This is a genomic window from Bradyrhizobium sp. USDA 3364, from assembly GCF_054056355.1.
Genome location: NZ_JBSRYG010000002.1, coordinates 6,462,193 through 6,478,577 on the forward strand (window position 1 = coordinate 6,462,193; position 16,385 = coordinate 6,478,577).

Annotated in this window: 12 protein-coding genes and 1 pseudogene; 8 read left to right on the forward strand and 5 right to left on the reverse strand. The window is 64.4% G+C overall.

What is annotated here, in order from left to right; all coding sequences use genetic code 11:
* Nucleotides 1–152: 152 nt before the first annotated feature.
* The gene (locus tag ACVILL_RS30130) at nt 153–857 is read left to right on the forward strand and encodes a PA1136 family autoinducer-binding transcriptional regulator (protein WP_456732379.1); all 705 of its coding nucleotides are present in this window, start codon (nt 153–155) and stop codon (nt 855–857) included.
* Nucleotides 858–882: 25 nt separating this feature from the next.
* On the opposite strand, the gene ACVILL_RS30135 is transcribed toward ACVILL_RS30130, so the two are convergent.
* Nucleotides 883–1,824 (reverse strand): LysR family transcriptional regulator, encoded by a 942-nt coding sequence (locus tag ACVILL_RS30135; RefSeq protein WP_456732380.1) that lies wholly within the window; start codon nt 1,822–1,824, stop codon nt 883–885.
* A 97-nt stretch (nt 1,825–1,921) separates the two neighbouring features.
* Between ACVILL_RS30135 and ACVILL_RS30140 the strand changes: the two genes are divergently transcribed.
* Together ACVILL_RS30140 and ACVILL_RS30145 are read left to right on the forward strand one after the other, a co-directional pair.
* Entirely contained in the window at nt 1,922–3,145 is a 1,224-nt protein-coding gene (locus tag ACVILL_RS30140; protein WP_456732381.1) for an MFS transporter, read from the forward strand.
* A 63-nt stretch (nt 3,146–3,208) separates the two neighbouring features.
* On the forward strand, nt 3,209–3,553 hold the full coding sequence (locus ACVILL_RS30145; RefSeq protein ID WP_106322899.1) for a Lin0512 family protein: 345 nt from the start codon (nt 3,209–3,211) through the stop codon (nt 3,551–3,553).
* A 61-nt stretch (nt 3,554–3,614) separates the two neighbouring features.
* Here ACVILL_RS30145 and ACVILL_RS30150 read toward each other — a convergent pair whose 3' ends face one another.
* Nucleotides 3,615–4,463, reverse strand: a complete 849-nt coding sequence (locus ACVILL_RS30150) for an SDR family oxidoreductase (protein ID WP_456732382.1) — start codon at nt 4,461–4,463, stop codon at nt 3,615–3,617.
* 284 nt (nt 4,464–4,747) lie between these two features.
* Between ACVILL_RS30150 and ACVILL_RS30155 the strand changes: the two genes are divergently transcribed.
* From ACVILL_RS30155 to ACVILL_RS30165, 3 genes are all read left to right on the forward strand, one after another.
* Complete coding sequence (locus ACVILL_RS30155; RefSeq protein ID WP_456732383.1) at nt 4,748–6,883, forward strand: phospholipase D-like domain-containing protein; 2,136 nt, start codon at nt 4,748–4,750, stop codon at nt 6,881–6,883.
* Between the two features lie 156 nt (nt 6,884–7,039).
* Complete coding sequence (locus tag ACVILL_RS30160; RefSeq protein ID WP_456732384.1) at nt 7,040–7,750, forward strand: glutathione S-transferase family protein; 711 nt, start codon at nt 7,040–7,042, stop codon at nt 7,748–7,750.
* A 237-nt stretch (nt 7,751–7,987) separates the two neighbouring features.
* Entirely contained in the window at nt 7,988–9,316 is a 1,329-nt protein-coding gene (locus ACVILL_RS30165; RefSeq protein WP_456732385.1) for a dicarboxylate/amino acid:cation symporter, read from the forward strand.
* 199 nt (nt 9,317–9,515) lie between these two features.
* Here ACVILL_RS30165 and ACVILL_RS30170 read toward each other — a convergent pair.
* The 3 genes and pseudogenes from ACVILL_RS30170 to ACVILL_RS30180 all read right to left on the reverse strand — a co-directional run bounded on the left by ACVILL_RS30170 (nt 9,516) and on the right by ACVILL_RS30180 (nt 14,500).
* Nucleotides 9,516–10,004 (reverse strand): annotated as a pseudogene (locus tag ACVILL_RS30170) (transposase).
* 128 nt (nt 10,005–10,132) lie between these two features.
* Entirely contained in the window at nt 10,133–12,607 is a 2,475-nt protein-coding gene (locus ACVILL_RS30175; RefSeq protein WP_456732386.1) for an arylsulfatase, read from the reverse strand.
* Between the two features lie 339 nt (nt 12,608–12,946).
* Complete coding sequence (locus ACVILL_RS30180) at nt 12,947–14,500, reverse strand: winged helix-turn-helix domain-containing tetratricopeptide repeat protein (RefSeq protein WP_456732387.1); 1,554 nt, start codon at nt 14,498–14,500, stop codon at nt 12,947–12,949.
* A 163-nt stretch (nt 14,501–14,663) separates the two neighbouring features.
* Between ACVILL_RS30180 and ACVILL_RS30185 the strand changes: the two genes are divergently transcribed.
* Both ACVILL_RS30185 and ACVILL_RS30190 read left to right on the forward strand, forming a co-directional pair.
* Nucleotides 14,664–15,704 (forward strand): alpha/beta fold hydrolase, encoded by a 1,041-nt coding sequence (locus ACVILL_RS30185; protein ID WP_456732388.1) that lies wholly within the window; start codon nt 14,664–14,666, stop codon nt 15,702–15,704.
* Nucleotides 15,705–15,800: 96 nt separating this feature from the next.
* A complete protein-coding gene (locus tag ACVILL_RS30190; RefSeq protein WP_456732389.1) occupies nt 15,801–16,310 on the forward strand; it encodes a cytochrome P460 family protein in 510 nt (169 codons plus the stop codon).
* Nucleotides 16,311–16,385 lie beyond the last annotated feature (75 nt).

The window sequence follows — 16,385 nt, forward strand, 5'->3', positions numbered from 1 at the left end:
CGGGCCCAAGGCGCGAGGTGGCGAAGCGATCCCGCCACGCCGCCCGCGGCCGGGTGACTTTGCGCGGCTTGCAGGTCCAGCTGGCTTGAGGGAAAGTCCTCAACGCGCGGGGGCCCGCGCGATGGGTTTTCGCGGGATACGATGGCATCGACATGGATCGCTACATCGAAGCCGTGGTTGCGATCGAGGGCAGCGAGAGCCTGCCCGTGATCCAGGCGGCGGTGCGGTCTGCTAGTGTGCCCCTCGGATATGACCGGTTCGTGATGTTCTCGGCGTCACCGGCGCGCGAGGATTTGGTTGACAGCATCTACTGGGTCGAAGGCGACTGGTTCGGCAAGGGCGTGACCGTCGACGCGGAGACCTATGTCCGGCATTGCCCGGTGACGCGCAATTTTCTCAATGTCGACGAGCCCTTCTTTTGGACCAAGGTGCTGTCGGCGCGCGGCGAGAAATACAGCGTGGTGCGTACGCCGCGCGGACCCGGTTTCCATGGATTGCAGGTCCCGGTGTTCGGGCGGACCGGCCTCGAAGGTGCGATGAGTTTCGCCGGGACGCGGATCGATGCGTCGGCACGGGCACGCGCGGCGCTGACCATGATCGGCGCCGCAGCCTTCCGTACCGCCCGGCGCCTGATCGAGGCACGCGAGCCGAACGGTGCGTCCAGCCTGTCGCCGCGCGAACGCGAGGTGCTGCGCTGGATCGCCGCCGGACGGCGTCAGGCCGACATCGCGGCGGCGCTCGGGCTCTCGGAACGCACGGTCGAAAACCATCTGCGTCGTGCGCGGCTCCGGCTCGGCGTCGCGACGACGGCGCAGGCCATCCGGCTCGCGATCCGCAGCGGCGAGATCGAGGATTAACAGAGGGAGTTACCCCGGCAGCGCCTCAGCTCTTCTTCGCACGCTTCACCCTGATCTTCGGCGCACGCGTGTGCGCGGCGATCCGCGTCAGCGCATGCGCAAACGCGCTTGCGGCGGGGCCGAGCGGCTCGTCGAGGCGGTGGGCGAGATAGGCTTCCATCGCAAGCGCGGCATTGCGGCCGAGGGCGCCGGTTTCAACCCGCACCAGGCGGCGCTCCTTCAGATCGCGCGCCACCTGCCAGAGCGGCAGCCGGCCCCAGCCGAGTCCGGCCAGGATCATGGCGTGCTTGGTGTCCTGATTGCTGACCCGGCAGATCTGCGGCGAGAGCACGCCGAAGCTGCGGCCTTCCGACAGCGGCGTCGGATCCGACAGCACGATCTGCAAATGATCGGCAAGGTCGGCCACGGTCTTGCGGCCGCGGCGTGCGAGCGGATGCCTGGCGGAGGCGACGGCGACCATCTGCACCGCGCAGATCGCATCGAGCGCGAGGCGCGGATCGCGAAAGTCCTCGCCGACGGTCACCGCGAGCGCGCTGCGCCGCTCGGTCAGGGCGGCGATCGGCCCACCCATCGGTTCGACCGCGAGCCGTACGCTGACGGATGGGTAGGCTGCCCGCATCTCCGTCAGCGCCGCGCCAACGGCGGCGATCGGAAACAGCGTATCGACGACGAGCGAAAGCTCCGATTCCACGCCGTCGCCAAGGCCCTGCGCCCGCGCCCGCATCGCGTCGACCCGGAGCAGGAGGTCGCGCGCATTGCCGAGCAGCGCCTTGCCTTCGGCCGTCAGCGCCGGGCGATGGCTGGTGCGGTCGAACAGCATGAGGCCGAGTTCGGCCTCGAGATTGGCGATGGCATGGCTGACCGCGGACTGCACCCGCGCCAACCTGGTCGCGGCGGCGCGAAAGCTGCCGCTCTCGGCGATGGCGACAAAGACGCGGATCTGATCGAGCGTGAGGTTGTCGAGCATGATCTATGAAATCGATCGACTGGATGCAAAACATATCACTCCTGTCGATGGCCGGGAAACGCTATTTGTGGTGGCCTGAACTGGGGCTGGTGGACGCATGACGATCGAAACGGCCGTGGTACAGCAGAGCGAGGCGAAGCGTTGGGCGACGGTCGCCGTCGTGATCGGTTGCGGTATCGGTGCCGCCTTGCAGGTCGGCAAGGTGCCGATCACCGCGTCGATGCTGCAACAAAGCCTCGGCATCGACCTCGCGGCGGTCGGCTCGGTCGCCGGCATCTTTGCGGTGCTCGGGCTCGTCGGCAGCGTCCCGGCGGGTGTCGTGATCGCCGCGGTCGGGACGCGCAGGGTGCTGCTGTGCGGCCTTGCGGCCATCACGCTCGGCGCGGCCTCTGGTGCGCTGGCGCCGCAGCTTGCGGTGCTGCTGGCGTCGCGCCTGCTGGAAGGGCTCGGCTTCCTGCTGGTGATGGTCGCCGCACCCGCATTGCTAGACCGTGTCGTCGAGGTCAGCGCGCGCGACGTCACGATGGCGGTGTGGAGCTGCGTGATGCCGTTCGGGATCGCGCTGGCGCTGGTCGCGGGCTCGATCTTCGATGGCTGGCGCACGATCTGGTGGGCCAGTGCGGCTTTTGCCGCGCTGCTGCTCGTCCTCGCCGGCATCTTCGTGCCCGAGGTGGCATCACGGAGCGGCCCGGCGCGGACCGGGCTGATGCGTGAGGCCATGGCACTGGCCCGGCGCCGCACCCCGGCGCTTCTTATGGTGCTGTTTGCGCTCTACAGCCTGATGTTCTTTGCGCTGTTCAGCTTCCTGCCGATCCTGCTCACCGAGCGGCTCGGCGTCTCCAGCCAGAGCGCCGGCGGGCTCAGCGCATTGGCCGCGGCCGGCAACGTCGTCGGCAATCTCGCCGCCGGCAATCTGCTCGCGCGCGGCGTGAGCCGCACCTTGCTGATCGCCGTGGCGGCATTGGTGATGGGCGCCTCCGCGCTGGGTATCTTCCTGCCCCTGCTCGGCGGGTGGGGCGCATTCTGGCTGTGCTTGCTGTTCTCAGCGACCGGCGGCCTGATCCCGGCGACATTGCTTGCGGCCGCACCCGCAGCGGCGCGATCGGCGGCGATGGTGCCGGTCATGATGGGGCTGTTGATGACCGGCAGCAATTTCGGCCAGGTGACCGGGCCGATCGCGGTCGGTGCGGTGGTCTCGGCGTGGGGCTGGGGCGCGGCCTGCGTCCTGGTGGTTGCGGCGGCGATCCTTGCCGGTCTCGCGGCGTGGATGCTGGCGCGCGGCGATCACAACAGCGTAAGCGAGGCGAGGGACCCGGCTTGACGCCGCGTGCGCGGGGGTCGAAGGAATGAGGGTCTCTCACGCCAACGACAACAGGAACCCTTCATGACACGCGTGCGCTGTATCACCGAAATGGGCATGGGCGTTGACGTCCACGGCCGCGATGCCACCAAGGCCGCCAAGCGCGCGGTCTCGGACGCGATCCGCCATTCCAGCCTCGGCTTCTTCCGCATGCTCGGCAAGACCGCCAACGACATGTTCGTCGACGTCACGATCGCCGTGCCGAATCCCGAGGAGGTCGATACCGCAGCGGTCGCCAAGGAACTGCCCTATGGCACCAAGACCGTGAAGGCGATCGCCGGCGGGCTCGAGATTCCGTCCGATCTGGGCAACGACCCGATCCTGATCGCGAACGCCGCCGTCATCGTCAGCTTCGACGACGGGAAGTGATCATGGTCGACCGGGCCATTACCCCGCGTCGTCCTAGCTTGCGCCAGGTCGACGGAGGTAATCAATCGCCGCCCCTGAAATAGTCCGGCTTGCCGGTCGTCCAGGTCTCGCCCCAATGCTGGCCGCCGCCGTCGACGGTCAGCATCTCGCCGGTGATGAATTTGCCCGAGGGCGCGGCGAGGTAGACGGCCGCTTCCGCGATGTCCCACGGCGTGCCCGGGCGCATCATCGGGTTGGAGCGCGGATAGGCGGCGCGCGCCGTCTCGCTGTAGACGTTCCAGCCCTCGGTCTCGATCGCGCCGGGCGCGATGCAGTTGATGCGGATGTTCAGCGGCGCCCATTCGACCGCGAGCGCGCGTGACAGTCCGATGACGCCGGAGCGCGCCGCGATCGAGTGCGCGATGCCGTAAAGGCCGTGGGTCGTGACCACGACGATATTGACGATGCTGCCGGGGTGCTTGCGATCGCGCCAGCGCTGCGCCGCGGCCTGCATCATGTACCAGGTGCCGTTGAGGTTGGTGTTGATGACCGCGTTCCAGCCCTTGATCGAGACATCGATCGCGGCTTGCGGAAACTGGCCGCCGGCGCTGTTGACGAGATGGTCGACGCGGCCATGCGCGGCCCACAGCGTGTCGAACATCGCGCTGACCGCGTCGGGATCCCTGATATCGGCGACATGGGCGGATGCCTTCAGGCCGCGATGGCCGAGATGCTCGACCAGCGCGTCGAGCCTGTCCGCATTGCGGCCGACCACGACGACGTCGGCGCCGAGCCGAGCGAACAGCCAGGCGATCGCGCGGCCGATGCCGCCGGCGCCGCCGGACACGACGACCACCTGACCAGCCAACGCATCCGCCGCAAACACGGTCGGATGTGTCGCGAGTTCGTCATCGGAGAGGCCTAGCGTCATTGATCGTCCGTGTCGGCTCGAGCATCTCGAGCCAATCTGTCCCATCGGTCGCCGAGCGGCAAGGGCGCAAGACATTCGCGGGATCTGTGAGTCAGTTCACAGCTTGAGGTAGTAGTCTCGTTCAATATCTCGTGGAGCGCGGCGGCTGCGATTGTGCGGCTTGCGAGCGTCCCGTAGCGTAATCGCTGCGCGATTTGACTTGAACATTGATTGTTGCGGCCCCGGCAGATCTGCCGCGGGCTTTGGATGCGCTTGTTTTCACATTTCAGATTTGAGGAGGCGTCATGAAAGCCGTTGCGTTCTCCAACAATGACATGGCCGTGGTCGCATGGACCTTCGGCGGCAAGCTCACGGGTTGTCTCGGCTTCGCCGTGCACCGGATCGACGTCAAGGCGGGCACGGAAACCGTGCTCCCGGCGATGGCAACGTTCAAGGGCGAGCAGGCGACCGTGGGGCGGACCACCGCCGACGATCCCGTCCAGAAGTTCTTCTGGAAGGACGTCTATGCTGCCCGCGGCGGCACCTACAAATACAAGATCGTGCCGATGACAGGGACACCCGGCAAGCTGACGCCGATGCCGTTCGGTCCGCTGGTCTCGAACCAGGTGCAGCTCAGCCCGAACTACGGCACGCTGTCGGCCTATTTCAATCGCGGCATCCTCGCGACCCAGGCGACGGCTCACACGCTGAGCGACGGATCGCCCGCGGGCTCGGCGCTCGATGTGTTGAAGCAGCGGATCGTCAGGATCGGCGATCAGCTCCGCGTCGACCTTGCCGGAGACATGATCAAGGCGCTGACCACGCTTCCCGATGAAGCCTTGAGCTCAAACGGTGAACTGCTGCTCGCGCTCTACGAGTTTCAGGATCCCGAGCTGATCCAGCACTTCGCGGCGTTGCGCGGCCGCGGCAGCCTGATCCTCTCCAACATGCCTGGTGGCACCAAGAAAGCCGGCAATCTGACCAACGACACCTATTCCGAACAGCGCCAGCAGATCAAGGCAGCCGGGTTGAGCGTCATCGACCGCTTCATGCCGAGCAACAGCATCGGCCACAACAAGTTCCAGGTGCTGATCAAAGGGACGCCGCAGGCGGTCCTGCTCGGATCGACCAATTGCACGTCGAATGCGCTGTGCGCGCAGACCAACAACACGATCATCGCGCGCTCGCCGGCGATGGCTCAGGCCTATGCCGACTATTGGCAGCGGCTGAAGCAGGACACCGTGCCGCCGGGCAACAACGGCAAGGCGCAGCAGGGCACGCCGCTGCGCAGCGCTGACGGCACCAAGCTGTCGACCATCACGCTGGAAGACAACAGCGGCACGGTCGATCTCTGGTTCTCGCCGAACACCCCGCACCGCCGTGCCAGCAAGCCCGGACCAAACGAGGCCACGCCGCCCGACATGCAGATGGTGTTCGACGCGATCGCCGGCGCCAAGCAGGCGATCGTGTTTCTGGCGTTCGAGCCGGGCTCGCCGAGCATCGTCGGCGCGATTGCCGATGCGTTGAAGGCAAAGCCGTCGCTGTTCGTGCGCGGCGCGGTCACCGCACTCGCGGCGTCGGGCGATTTCGCCGTCGGCATCACCGGCGGCGCCGGTACCAAGCCGGCGAAGCGCCAGAAGGGCGATCCGCCGCTGCCCGAGGATTACAGGGTGATCCATACCCGCGGCGTGACCAAGTCCGACGCCTTCGGGCAGTGGGAAGCCGAACTGAACCAGGCGGGCCACGCCGTGATCCATGACAAGATCGTCGTGGTCGATCCGTTCGCCGATGATTGCGTCGTGATCACCGGCAGCCACAATCTCGGTTACAAGGCCTCCTACAACAACGACGAGAACATGGCGATCATCCGCGGCCACCGTGCGGTCGCGGAGGCCTATGCCGCGCATTGCCTCGACGTCTACGATCATTACGCCTGGCGCTACTGGCTGCAGACCAGCCCGAACACGGCCTGGCATTTCCTCGCAACCGACGACAGTTGGCAGAACGGCTACTTCTCGGCCGACAATCAGGTCAAATCCGCCGAGCTGTCGTTCTGGCTGGCGGCGTCACCGGCGTCCGAGGCGCTGCCGACGCCGGTCGATCAGACCAGCACGCGTGCACGCCCGGGCATTCAGGCTGCGGTGGGCGGGGTCGCGCCGGCGATCGGTCCGCATGCACGCGCGCCGGGCCGGAAAGGGGATTCGGCCAAGCGAGGGACGACGGCCGGCCAGCCGAGGGCGGCCGCGGCCGCGCGCAAGGCCACGAAGACCCGGAAGTCGATATCCAAATCGGCAAAGGCCAAATCAGCAAGGGCCAAGTCAGCAAGGGCCAAGTCGGCCAAGGCGAAGACGACGAAGGCGTCGAAGGCCGGGAAGCGGCGGGTGACGGCTCGTCCCGCCAAGCGCGCGAAGACGAAACGCGCGAAGAAAGCGACGAGATGAATCGTCAGGATGAACCGTCGGACTGAGCTGCCGGACCAGCGGCGCTGGTCGCGTGCGGAACGCTGAACTGTATTGCGAAGGGGCGGGCTTCAATCGGCGTGTCGGATCACCTAGATTGGTCCGGACGCCATCGCCCGCCTTCCGACGAGTTCATCCATGCACGATCTGTCCGCCTTTCCGATCACAAAACGCTGGCCTGCGCAGCATCCGGACCGCCTGCAGCTCTATTCGCTGCCGACACCGAACGGCGTGAAGGTCTCGATCATGCTCGAGGAGATCGGGCTGCCCTACGAGGTCCATCTCGTCGACTTCAACAAGGACGACCAGAAGACGCCAGAGTTCCTGTCGCTGAACCCGAACGGCAAGATCCCGGCGATCCTCGATCCGAACGGTCCCGGCGGCAAGCCGCTGCCGCTGTTCGAATCCGGCGCCATCCTGCAATATCTCGCCGAGAAGACCGGCAAGCTGTTGCCGGCGGATGCGGCGCGCCGCTACCAGGCCATCCAGTGGGTGCATTTCCAGATCGGCGGCATCGGGCCGATGTTCGGCCAGGTCGGCTTCTTCCACAAATTCGCCGGCAAGGATTATGAGGACAAGCGGCCGTTGCAGCGCTACGTCGCGGAGTCCGCGCGCCTGCTCGGCGTGATGGAGACGCATCTGCATCTCGCCGGCCGCCAATGGTTCATGGACGATGAATACAGCATCGCCGACATCTCGATGCTCGGCTGGGTGCGCAATCTGATCGGCTTCTACGGTGCGCGCGAGCTCGTCGAGTTCGACCGGTTCACGCATGTCGCGGCCTGGCTCGAGCGCGGCCTGAAGCGGCCGGCCGTGGAACGCGGGTTGAACATCCCGAAGCGGCCCTAGCTCATCCGTTTCAACAGCTCGTAGACGATCGGATTGTCGGCGCAGGCGCCAAAGCCGCATTCGAGCAGGGTGGACAGCACGTTCAGTCCCCATCCTCAGCCTCCGGATGCGCGCCGGCCATAGTCTATGACAGATTCGTGTGCGCTCGCGGCGGCGCGAATCGGCATTGTCGCTTGCGCGCCGCTCGGCCAAGATGGCACCACCAGTTGAGTAAATTCCTAGCCCCCGGGACATCTCATGACCACAGACGCGATCAAGCCCGTTGCCCATCCCCATCATCAGCCCTGGTACAAGATCCTCTACGTCCAGGTGCTGATCGCGATCGTGGCGGGTGTCCTGATCGGGTACTTCTATCCGAACCTCGGAAAGCAGTTGAAGCCGCTCGGCGACGGCTTCATCGCGCTGATCAAGATGATGATCGCGCCGGTGATCTTCTGCACCGTGGTGCACGGCATCTCCTCGATGGGCGATCTCAAGCGCGTCGGCCGGGTGGGCCTGAAGACCCTGATCTATTTCGAGGCGGTGTCGACCGTGGCGCTCGCGGTCGGCCTTTTGGTCGGTGAGCTGCTGCAGCCGGGCCGTGGCTTCAACATCGATCCGTCCACGATCGATCCGAAGTCGGTCTCCAACTACGTGACGCAGGCGAAAGAGCAGGGCATCGTCGCCCATCTGATGGCGATCATCCCGGACAGCTATCTCGGCGCGATCGCGCGCGGCGACCTGTTGCAGGTGCTGCTGATCTCGATCCTCTCCGGCTTCGCCATCGCCCTGATGGGCAAGGTCGGCGAGCCGATCGCCGCGGCGATCGACATGGCCGCCAAGATGTTCTTCGGCATCATCCGCATCATCGTCCGCGTCGCGCCGCTCGGCGCGTTCGGCGCGATGGCCTTCACCGTCGGCGCCTATGGTCTCGGCTCGCTGGTCAATCTGGCCGCATTGATCGCGACTTTCTATCTGACCAGCATCCTGTTCGTGCTGATCGTGCTCGGCGCGATCGCGCGGCTGGCGGGCTTCTCAATCATCCGCTTTATCGCCTACATCAAGGACGAACTCCTGATCGTGCTCGGCACCTCGTCGTCGGAAACGGTGCTGCCGCAGATGATCCAGAAGATGGAGCATCTCGGCGCCTCGCGCTCGGTGGTCGGCCTGGTGGTGCCGACCGGCTACAGCTTCAATCTCGACGGCACCAACATCTACATGACGCTGGCGACGCTGTTCCTGGCGCAGGCCACCAACACGCATCTGACGATCTGGCAGGAGCTCGGCATCCTCGGCATCGCCATGATCACCTCGAAGGGCGCCTCCGGCGTCACCGGCGCGGGCTTCATCACGCTGGCGGCGACGCTGTCGATCGTGCCCGATATTCCGATCCAGTCGATCGCGATCCTGGTCGGCATCGACAAGTTCATGAGCGAGTGCCGCGCGCTGACCAACCTGATCGGCAACGGCGTCGCCTGCGTCGTGATCAGCCTCTCCGAAGGCGAGCTCGACAAGGACGCGCTGCACGAGACTATGGCGCATCCGCTCCAGATCGGCGAGGCGCTGGAGCCGGGCGGGACCGGGTAAAGCAATATGACGACGTGGGGCCGTCGCAGGGGGCGTTGGCAAAAAATCGAAAACAACCCCATGCAAAGGAGCCGGCGGCTGCGTCCGACCGGGCGGCTGTCCGACCGGCCGCCTTGACACGTCGGGCAACTCAGGGATATTCTTCTAATATTCCGAAATTGTGCAAATGTCCCTTCGCCCCGGTTCACTTGATCGCCATTCAAGACGCGGCGGTTGTCCTCACGCCATGAGGCGGCTGCGCGTAGCGATGTAAGTACGCGCCGGCAACATGATGGTGGATACCGATCTCCGCGCGGCGCAAACGGCTGAAATACTCCCCTGCCTGATTGGTGCAGGCACCGTCAAAGTAGTAAGCTTCTCGGTGGTTGATTCGTTTCATTTTAAAACGTGCGTGTAATCTATCTCAAGAAGCGGCTTCGTCGGCATGAACGACAGTCCCCTTCGCAATGCGGGCACGGATGAAGGTGGCGGCTTGGCTTTCAGAGCCAAACACTGCTGGCACAGAATTGCCGCCGCGCTCTCTGACGACGACGACCTTCCGTTTCCCATTCTGATTGCGGGCATATCGGCGCTCGCGGCGATATTCTTTCTGGCTTGCTGGCTTTACGTATCCGCCAAAATTGCCGCCATCCACTTCGGCCGTCTTGCCCTCGCCACCAGTGACGCGCCCCTTCAACTCATCCGCCATTGCCTCGCGCAGCTAATGTAGAAGGACGTAAGCAGACTTATAGGTCAGGTTGTGGCAGACGTCCGCTCGCGGCTAGTTGTGTCCGCCTTGTGTCAAATCCCGCGCTTGTTGTCAGCAAAAGGTCCCGTTCAATCCCTGGCTTTTTCAAGCGCGTGCCGCATAACCTTCTGCTCATCGCTCGTTAGTTGCGTTGCCCCGAGGTTGAAGGTCAGCTTGTCGATCTTCCCTGTGAACTGGAATGGCAGCTTGTAGCTGTCATCTATGCCGGTCCGGGTATCGGAGCCGATGTCGAAGGACTCATCGATGGCCATCAGGAACGCAATCGAGTGCGGCATCGACTGGCGAGAAATCTCTTTGCCGTCTACCGAGAGCACACCGGTGCCGCCTTTGCCGAAGCCGGGCCCATCATATTTGAAATCGAACACGATCGTGTGCTTGCCCGCCTTGAGCGCAGAGCCCAGCCAGTCGCGCGCTCCCACGCCGGCTTCCCAGCGATATCGTTTCAAATCCAGCATGTTGTAGACAAAGACGGGCTTGCCTTTCAGCAGGTAGAGGCCATACCCGGCGAAGCGGCCGCCCAGTGTTGCGATCATGCCCTCGGCCCCGCCCGGTGGGACCGTGATCTCGGCAGTGATCTTGTAGTCTTTATTCAAGAGGCTTGGCGCATTATCGACCGGAATACCGGAATTGAACCCTGTGTACGTAAAGACGGTCCGTCCTGCGGTGGCGCTCGGCCGCGGTGTGATGAGGCGCGGCAGAACTGAATTATCCAAAGGCAGGACCTGAAATTTGGCTGCCTCCGCCAGGAACAACGTCTGCATCTCCTTCAACTTATCGGGATTCTGGCCGGCGAGGTCGTTGTTTTGCGAATAATCGTCAGCGATGTTGTAGAGTTCCCATTTGTAGTCGCTGATCTCAGGCAGCTTGGCCGTGCCCAGAAGCCACGGCGGCACGGGTGGTGTCGTGCATGCGTACCAGCCATCGTGATAGATTCCGCGGTTGGCGAACATCTCGAAATACTGGGTGTCGCGCTTCGACGGCGCGTTGGCGTTGGTCTGGTCGAATGTGTAGGCCATGCTCACGCCCTCGATGGGCTTTTGCGCAATTCCGTTCACCGTCGTCGGAGCCTGGATGCCCGTGGCTTCGAGAATGGTCGGCACGATGTCGATGATGTGATGGAACTGGGAGCGGATGCCGCCGACATCCTTGATGTGTCCAGGCCATGAGATGGCCATGCCCTGCCGGGTACCGCCGAAGTGCGATGCTACCTGCTTGGTCCATTTGAACGGAGTATCGAAGGCCCACGACCATGCCACCGACATATGCGGGTAAGTCTTGTCGGAGCCCCAGTTCTCGTAGTGCAGCATCAGCTCGGCTTCGGGCAGTTTCAACACACCATTGTAGGCGGTCATCTGGTTCGGAGTGCCTTCCAGAGTGCCTTCGGCGCTGGTACCGTTGTCACCACTGATGTAGACGATCAGCGTGTTGTCGAGCTTGCCCATGTCCTGGACGGCCTGGATGACGCGGCCGATCTCATGGTCGGTATAGGCCGCGTAGCCGGCAAATACCTCTGCCTCGCGCGCATACAGCTTTTTCTGGATCAATGACAGCGAGTCCCACTTCGGCAACGTGTCGGGCCATGGGGTGAGCTGGGTGTTAGCCGGGATCACGCCGAGCTTTTTCTGGTTCGAGAAAATCTGCTCGCGCAGCTTCTCCCAACCCATGTCGAACTTGCCCTTGAACTTGTCTATCCATTCCTTTTTCGGCTGATGCGGCGAATGCGTTCCTCCGGGCACGTAATAGACGAAGAACGGCTTGTCGGGAGCAGCAGCGTTCAATCCGTTCATGTAATTGATGGCGTCGTCCGCCATATCGGTGATGAGGTTGTAGTTTTGCTTGCCTATCCACGGAAATACTTGGGTCGTGTTACGAAACAGATAGGGTGTCCATTGGTCCGTCTCGCCGCCCATGAACCCGTAAAAATATTCAAATCCCATGCCGATCGGCCATTGATCGAACGGCCCCGCCGAACTGTATGTATAGGTGGGCGTGTTGTGGTTCTTACCGAACCATGAGGTCGCAAAGCCATTGTCCCGCAGAATCGTCCCGATTGTCGCGCTCTCTGGTCCGATGACGGAATCATAGCCCGGATAGCCGGTCGACATTTCGCCGATCACGCCAAACCCGACCGAATGGTGGTTACGGCCGGTGATCAGCGCCGCCCGCGTCGGCGAGCAAAGCGCCGTCGAGTGAAACTGCGTATAGCGCAGGCCGGCCTTGGCGACACGATCCATCGCTGGGGTCGGAACGACTCCACCGAACGTACCCGACACACCATAACCTTGGTCGTCAGTCATGATCAGCAACACGTTTGGCGCGCCCTTGGGCGGCACGACGGACGGTGGCCAGTAGGGCTTTGAGTCCTTGGCGGTTTCGTTGATCACGCCGCCGAACTTCGGAGGTTCGGGGGGAAGCTGCTTGCCGTCGATTGTGATCGTAGCGCTGGGTGAACCCGCTGCTCCGGTCGTCTGCTGCGCCATAGAGGGCAGCGTTGTGAGCAAGGTCAACGTAGCAGTCGACAACATCAGTGCGGACAATTTCATTATTGATCCTCCAGACGGACTCGACGCGCGGGGCGCACATCCTGACTGAAATAAACTGCCGGCAGCTTGGTGTTGATTTGGATCAACGAATGTCAGCTTCGGGTCAAACTCGACAAAGCTCAACGTGAGCGCAATAGGTCCGCGTTCTGGAATATTCCAGTCGCTCCCATCGGCATGGGCTCATTGAACCTCACTGCCGAGCCATGATTCAAATCCTGAACCGAAGGGCCGAATCATGCGCTAGGAACTCTCCGACGAGGGACGGTCCATGAGGCCGATGCTGCCAGGCAGGCCGCGTGGCGTACCGCGGGTGAATGACGTCGCGACGTCAGGGCGTCCTCAATCGGGGACGCCGGCCGCCTTGAGCGTTTCGCGATAGGCCGCAGACATCGCATCCACCGGAAATGGAATCCGTGACAGGAAGCCGGAGATCGTGAACGCCGGATCCACCTTGAGCAGTTCGCGCGCGATCTGGGTCGCGCGCGCGGTCTCGCCGGTCTTGACCAGCGCCACGATCAACACGCGCAGGGCGACTGCGAAGCGGCGGTTCTGCGCCAGCGCCTTGTCGGCCCACGTCACCGCCTCGGCAAAGTTCTGGTCGAGCACCGCGCAGATCGCGAGCGCCGCGGAGGCGAACCAGCCGCGTGGGTCACGCGGGTTCAGCCGCTGCGCGCGCTCGATCATGGCGCGGCCGGCCTGCTGGTTGCCGCGCATCGCCTCGACCCAGCCGCCGAGCACCAGCGCCATCGCCGAGTTCGGATTGATCGAAAGCGAGCGCTCGAACAATTCGCACGCGGGCTCGATCTCGTCGGCCATGTTCCAGATCGCGAACGCGGCCATCCACAGTACCTGCGGATCACCGGGCGTAAGCTCCACCGCGCGCCAGGCCTGCGCGACCGCGCGCTCCCGGTAGGCATCGTTCGGCTTCAGCCAGCCCTGGACATGGCGCATCGCTTGGCAATAGGACGACGCAGCAAGGGCGGGCGCGTAATTCGGATCGAGCGTCAGCGCCCGGTCGAGGCAACCGAGCGCGGCTTCCATGCTCTCGGGCGTGAACTCGTAGCGCAGACTGTAGGCGCGCAGCAGCAGGTCGTAGGCGTCGAGCTTGTCGGGCGGCGCGGCCCGCACCCGCTCGGCTTCGGCGACCAGCATCGTCGGTTCGATCGCGCCGACCACGCTCTCGGTGATGCGGTCCTGCAGGTCGAACACGTCGGTCGCCGCGCCATCGAAGCGGTCGGCCCACAGATGTGCGCCGGAGACGGCGTCGATCAACTGTCCGGTGATGCGCAGCCGGTCGCCGCCGCGGCGGACGCTGCCCTCGAGCACGTAGCCGACGCCGAGATCGCGCCCGACCTGGCGGATATCGACCGCCTTGCCCTTGTAGGTGAAGGCGGAGTTGCGCGCGATCACGGTGAGGCGGCTGCACCGGGCGAGCGCAGTGGTGATGTCCTCGGCGATCCCGTCGGCGAAATAGTCCTGCTCTGGATCGCCGCTCATATTGGTGAAGGGCAATACCGCGATCGACGGGCCCTCGCTCGGCCGCGGCGGGGTGGCGCTATCGGCAACCGGACGAGCGGGCGCGGTGTCCTCCCTGACATCGCCGACAAAGCGGAGGCCTTTTCGGGGCAGGGTGCGGATCAACCGCTGCTCCTCGCCATTGTCGCCGATCGCGGTCCGCGCGGCGTTGACCCGGCTGCTCAGGGTCGCCTCCGAGACGATCCGGCCGTGCCAGACGGCGGCCAGCACCTCGTCGCGGCTCACCACGCGGTCGCGGGCGCGGATCAGGAATTCCAGGAGGTCGAAGACCTGCGGCTCGACGGCCACCAGGGCATCGCCACGGCGCAGCTCCCGGCGCTCGGAATCGAGGGTCAAGTCGTTGAAATAGTAGGTCAAATCGAAGAGTCCGGCGGCCGGCGGCTGAGTCCGCGGCGGAACCTAGCACAGGCCGGGCGGAGCCAAAATCACGACGGTCTGAAGGATAAATCCACGTCCTCTCAAAGCGGACGGGTTCGGTCTCTGCAATATTCATTTCGACACCAGACGTAAGGAGATCGCCATGTCCGAGACCTTCAATCAGCAACGCCGCCGCTTCCTTGGCATCGCCGGCGGGATCCTCGCCGCTTCCAGGCTCGGCTTCATTGGATCGGCTCAGGCTCAATCCAAGCCGGCACTGCCCACGGTCAAGGTCGGCGCCCACACCACGATCGGTCCGGTCAAGCAGATCAATGCCGGCGTGCTCGATACGGGTTATGTCGAGATGGGTCCGGCTTCCGGTCCCGCCGTCATCCTGCTGCACGGCTGGCCCTACGACATCCACAGCTATGCCGACGTCGCGCCGGCGCTGGCGGAGGCCGGCTACCGGGTGATCGTGCCGCATCTGCGCGGCTACGGCACCACGCGTTTCCTTTCCAGCGACACCAAGCGCAGCGGCCAGCCGGTCGCGGTCGCCGCCGACATCATCGCGCTGATGGACGCGCTGAAGATCGAGAAGGCGGTGCTCGGCGGCTACGATTGGGGCGCGCGCACCGCCAACATCATGGCGGTGCTCTGGCCCGAGCGTTGCAAGGCCATGGTCTCGGTGAGCGGCTATCTGATCGGCAGCCAGGCGGCCGGCAAGATGCCGCTGCCGCCGAAGGCCGAACTGCAATGGTGGTACCAGTTCTATTTCGCGACCGAGCGCGGCCGCGAGGGCTATGCCAAGAACCGGCACGACTTCAACAAGCTGATCTGGCAGCTCGCCTCGCCGCAGTGGAAGTTCGACGACGCCACCTATGACCGCAGCGCTGTTGCCTTCGAGAACCCCGATCATGTTGATATCGTGATCCATAACTACCGCTGGCGGCTCGGCGTTGCCGAGGGCGAGGCGAAGTACGATGCGTTCGAGAAGACGCTGGCCCAGGCGCCCGCCATCGCGGTCCCGACCATCACGATGGAGGGCGACGCCAATGGCGCGCCGCATCCGGAGCCCGCGGCCTATGCCAAGAAGTTTTCCGGGCATTACGAGCATCGCCAGCTTCCGGGCGGCATCGGCCACAACCTGCCGCAGGAAGCGCCGCAGGCGTTCGTGCAGGCCATTGTCGACGTCGACAAGGTCTGAGCACGATCCGGAAAAGTGCCAAGCGATTTTCCCTGCGACAAACGCGAAGCGTTTGCGCGGAGATCATGCGCAAATAGCGAGAGCGAACCTCGGATCATGAATCAGGTTGTGAAATGGGCAGCTGCCGCGATCGCGGCAGCCTGCGCCAGCGCGGCGTTGCCGTTCGCCGTCGGGCATGGCGATGACGCGGCACTGGCATCGCCGATCTTCGGCGTGAAAATCCCCGACGGCTATCGCGATTGGAAGCTGATCGCGGTCGGCGAGGAGACCGGGTTCGACGAACTCCGCAGCGTGCTCGGCAACGCGACCGCCGTGCAGGCCTATCAGGACGGCGCCGCGCGATTCCCCGACGGCACCGTGCTGGTCAAGCTCGCCTGGAAGCGCAAACCGGTTGCGGGCCTCAACGGCGCGTTCATCACGGGGCCGGCGACAACCGTCCAGGTCATGGTCAAGGATTCCGGCAAGTATGCTTCGACCGGCGGCTGGGGATTTGGCCGCTTCATCGACGGCAAGCCGGTCGATGCCGCCCAGCACGAGACGTGTTTCGCCTGCCACGAGGCCCACGCCAGCGATCACGATTTCGTCTTCACCCACTACGCACGTTGAACGCCGGCAATATCGGTGTGGAGACCTGATGGCTCCGATCTGGCGCTGTGCTTGCAGCAGGGCTAGTTTCCCCGC

Excerpts from the sequence above, each read along its gene's own strand:
- ACVILL_RS30130 (WP_456732379.1), top strand. The coding sequence starts at position 153 with ATGGATCGCTACATCGAAGCCGTGGTTGCGATCGAGGGCAGCGAGAGC.
- ACVILL_RS30135 (WP_456732380.1), bottom strand. The coding sequence starts at position 1,824 with ATGCTCGACAACCTCACGCTCGATCAGATCCGCGTCTTTGTCGCCATC.
- ACVILL_RS30140 (WP_456732381.1), top strand. The coding sequence starts at position 1,922 with ATGACGATCGAAACGGCCGTGGTACAGCAGAGCGAGGCGAAGCGTTGG.
- ACVILL_RS30145 (WP_106322899.1), top strand. The coding sequence starts at position 3,209 with ATGACACGCGTGCGCTGTATCACCGAAATGGGCATGGGCGTTGACGTC.
- ACVILL_RS30150 (WP_456732382.1), bottom strand. The coding sequence starts at position 4,463 with ATGACGCTAGGCCTCTCCGATGACGAACTCGCGACACATCCGACCGTG.
- ACVILL_RS30155 (WP_456732383.1), top strand. The coding sequence starts at position 4,748 with ATGAAAGCCGTTGCGTTCTCCAACAATGACATGGCCGTGGTCGCATGG.
- ACVILL_RS30160 (WP_456732384.1), top strand. The coding sequence starts at position 7,040 with ATGCACGATCTGTCCGCCTTTCCGATCACAAAACGCTGGCCTGCGCAG.
- ACVILL_RS30165 (WP_456732385.1), top strand. The coding sequence starts at position 7,988 with ATGACCACAGACGCGATCAAGCCCGTTGCCCATCCCCATCATCAGCCC.
- ACVILL_RS30175 (WP_456732386.1), bottom strand. The coding sequence starts at position 12,607 with ATGAAATTGTCCGCACTGATGTTGTCGACTGCTACGTTGACCTTGCTC.
- ACVILL_RS30185 (WP_456732388.1), top strand. The coding sequence starts at position 14,664 with ATGTCCGAGACCTTCAATCAGCAACGCCGCCGCTTCCTTGGCATCGCC.
- ACVILL_RS30190 (WP_456732389.1), top strand. The coding sequence starts at position 15,801 with ATGAATCAGGTTGTGAAATGGGCAGCTGCCGCGATCGCGGCAGCCTGC.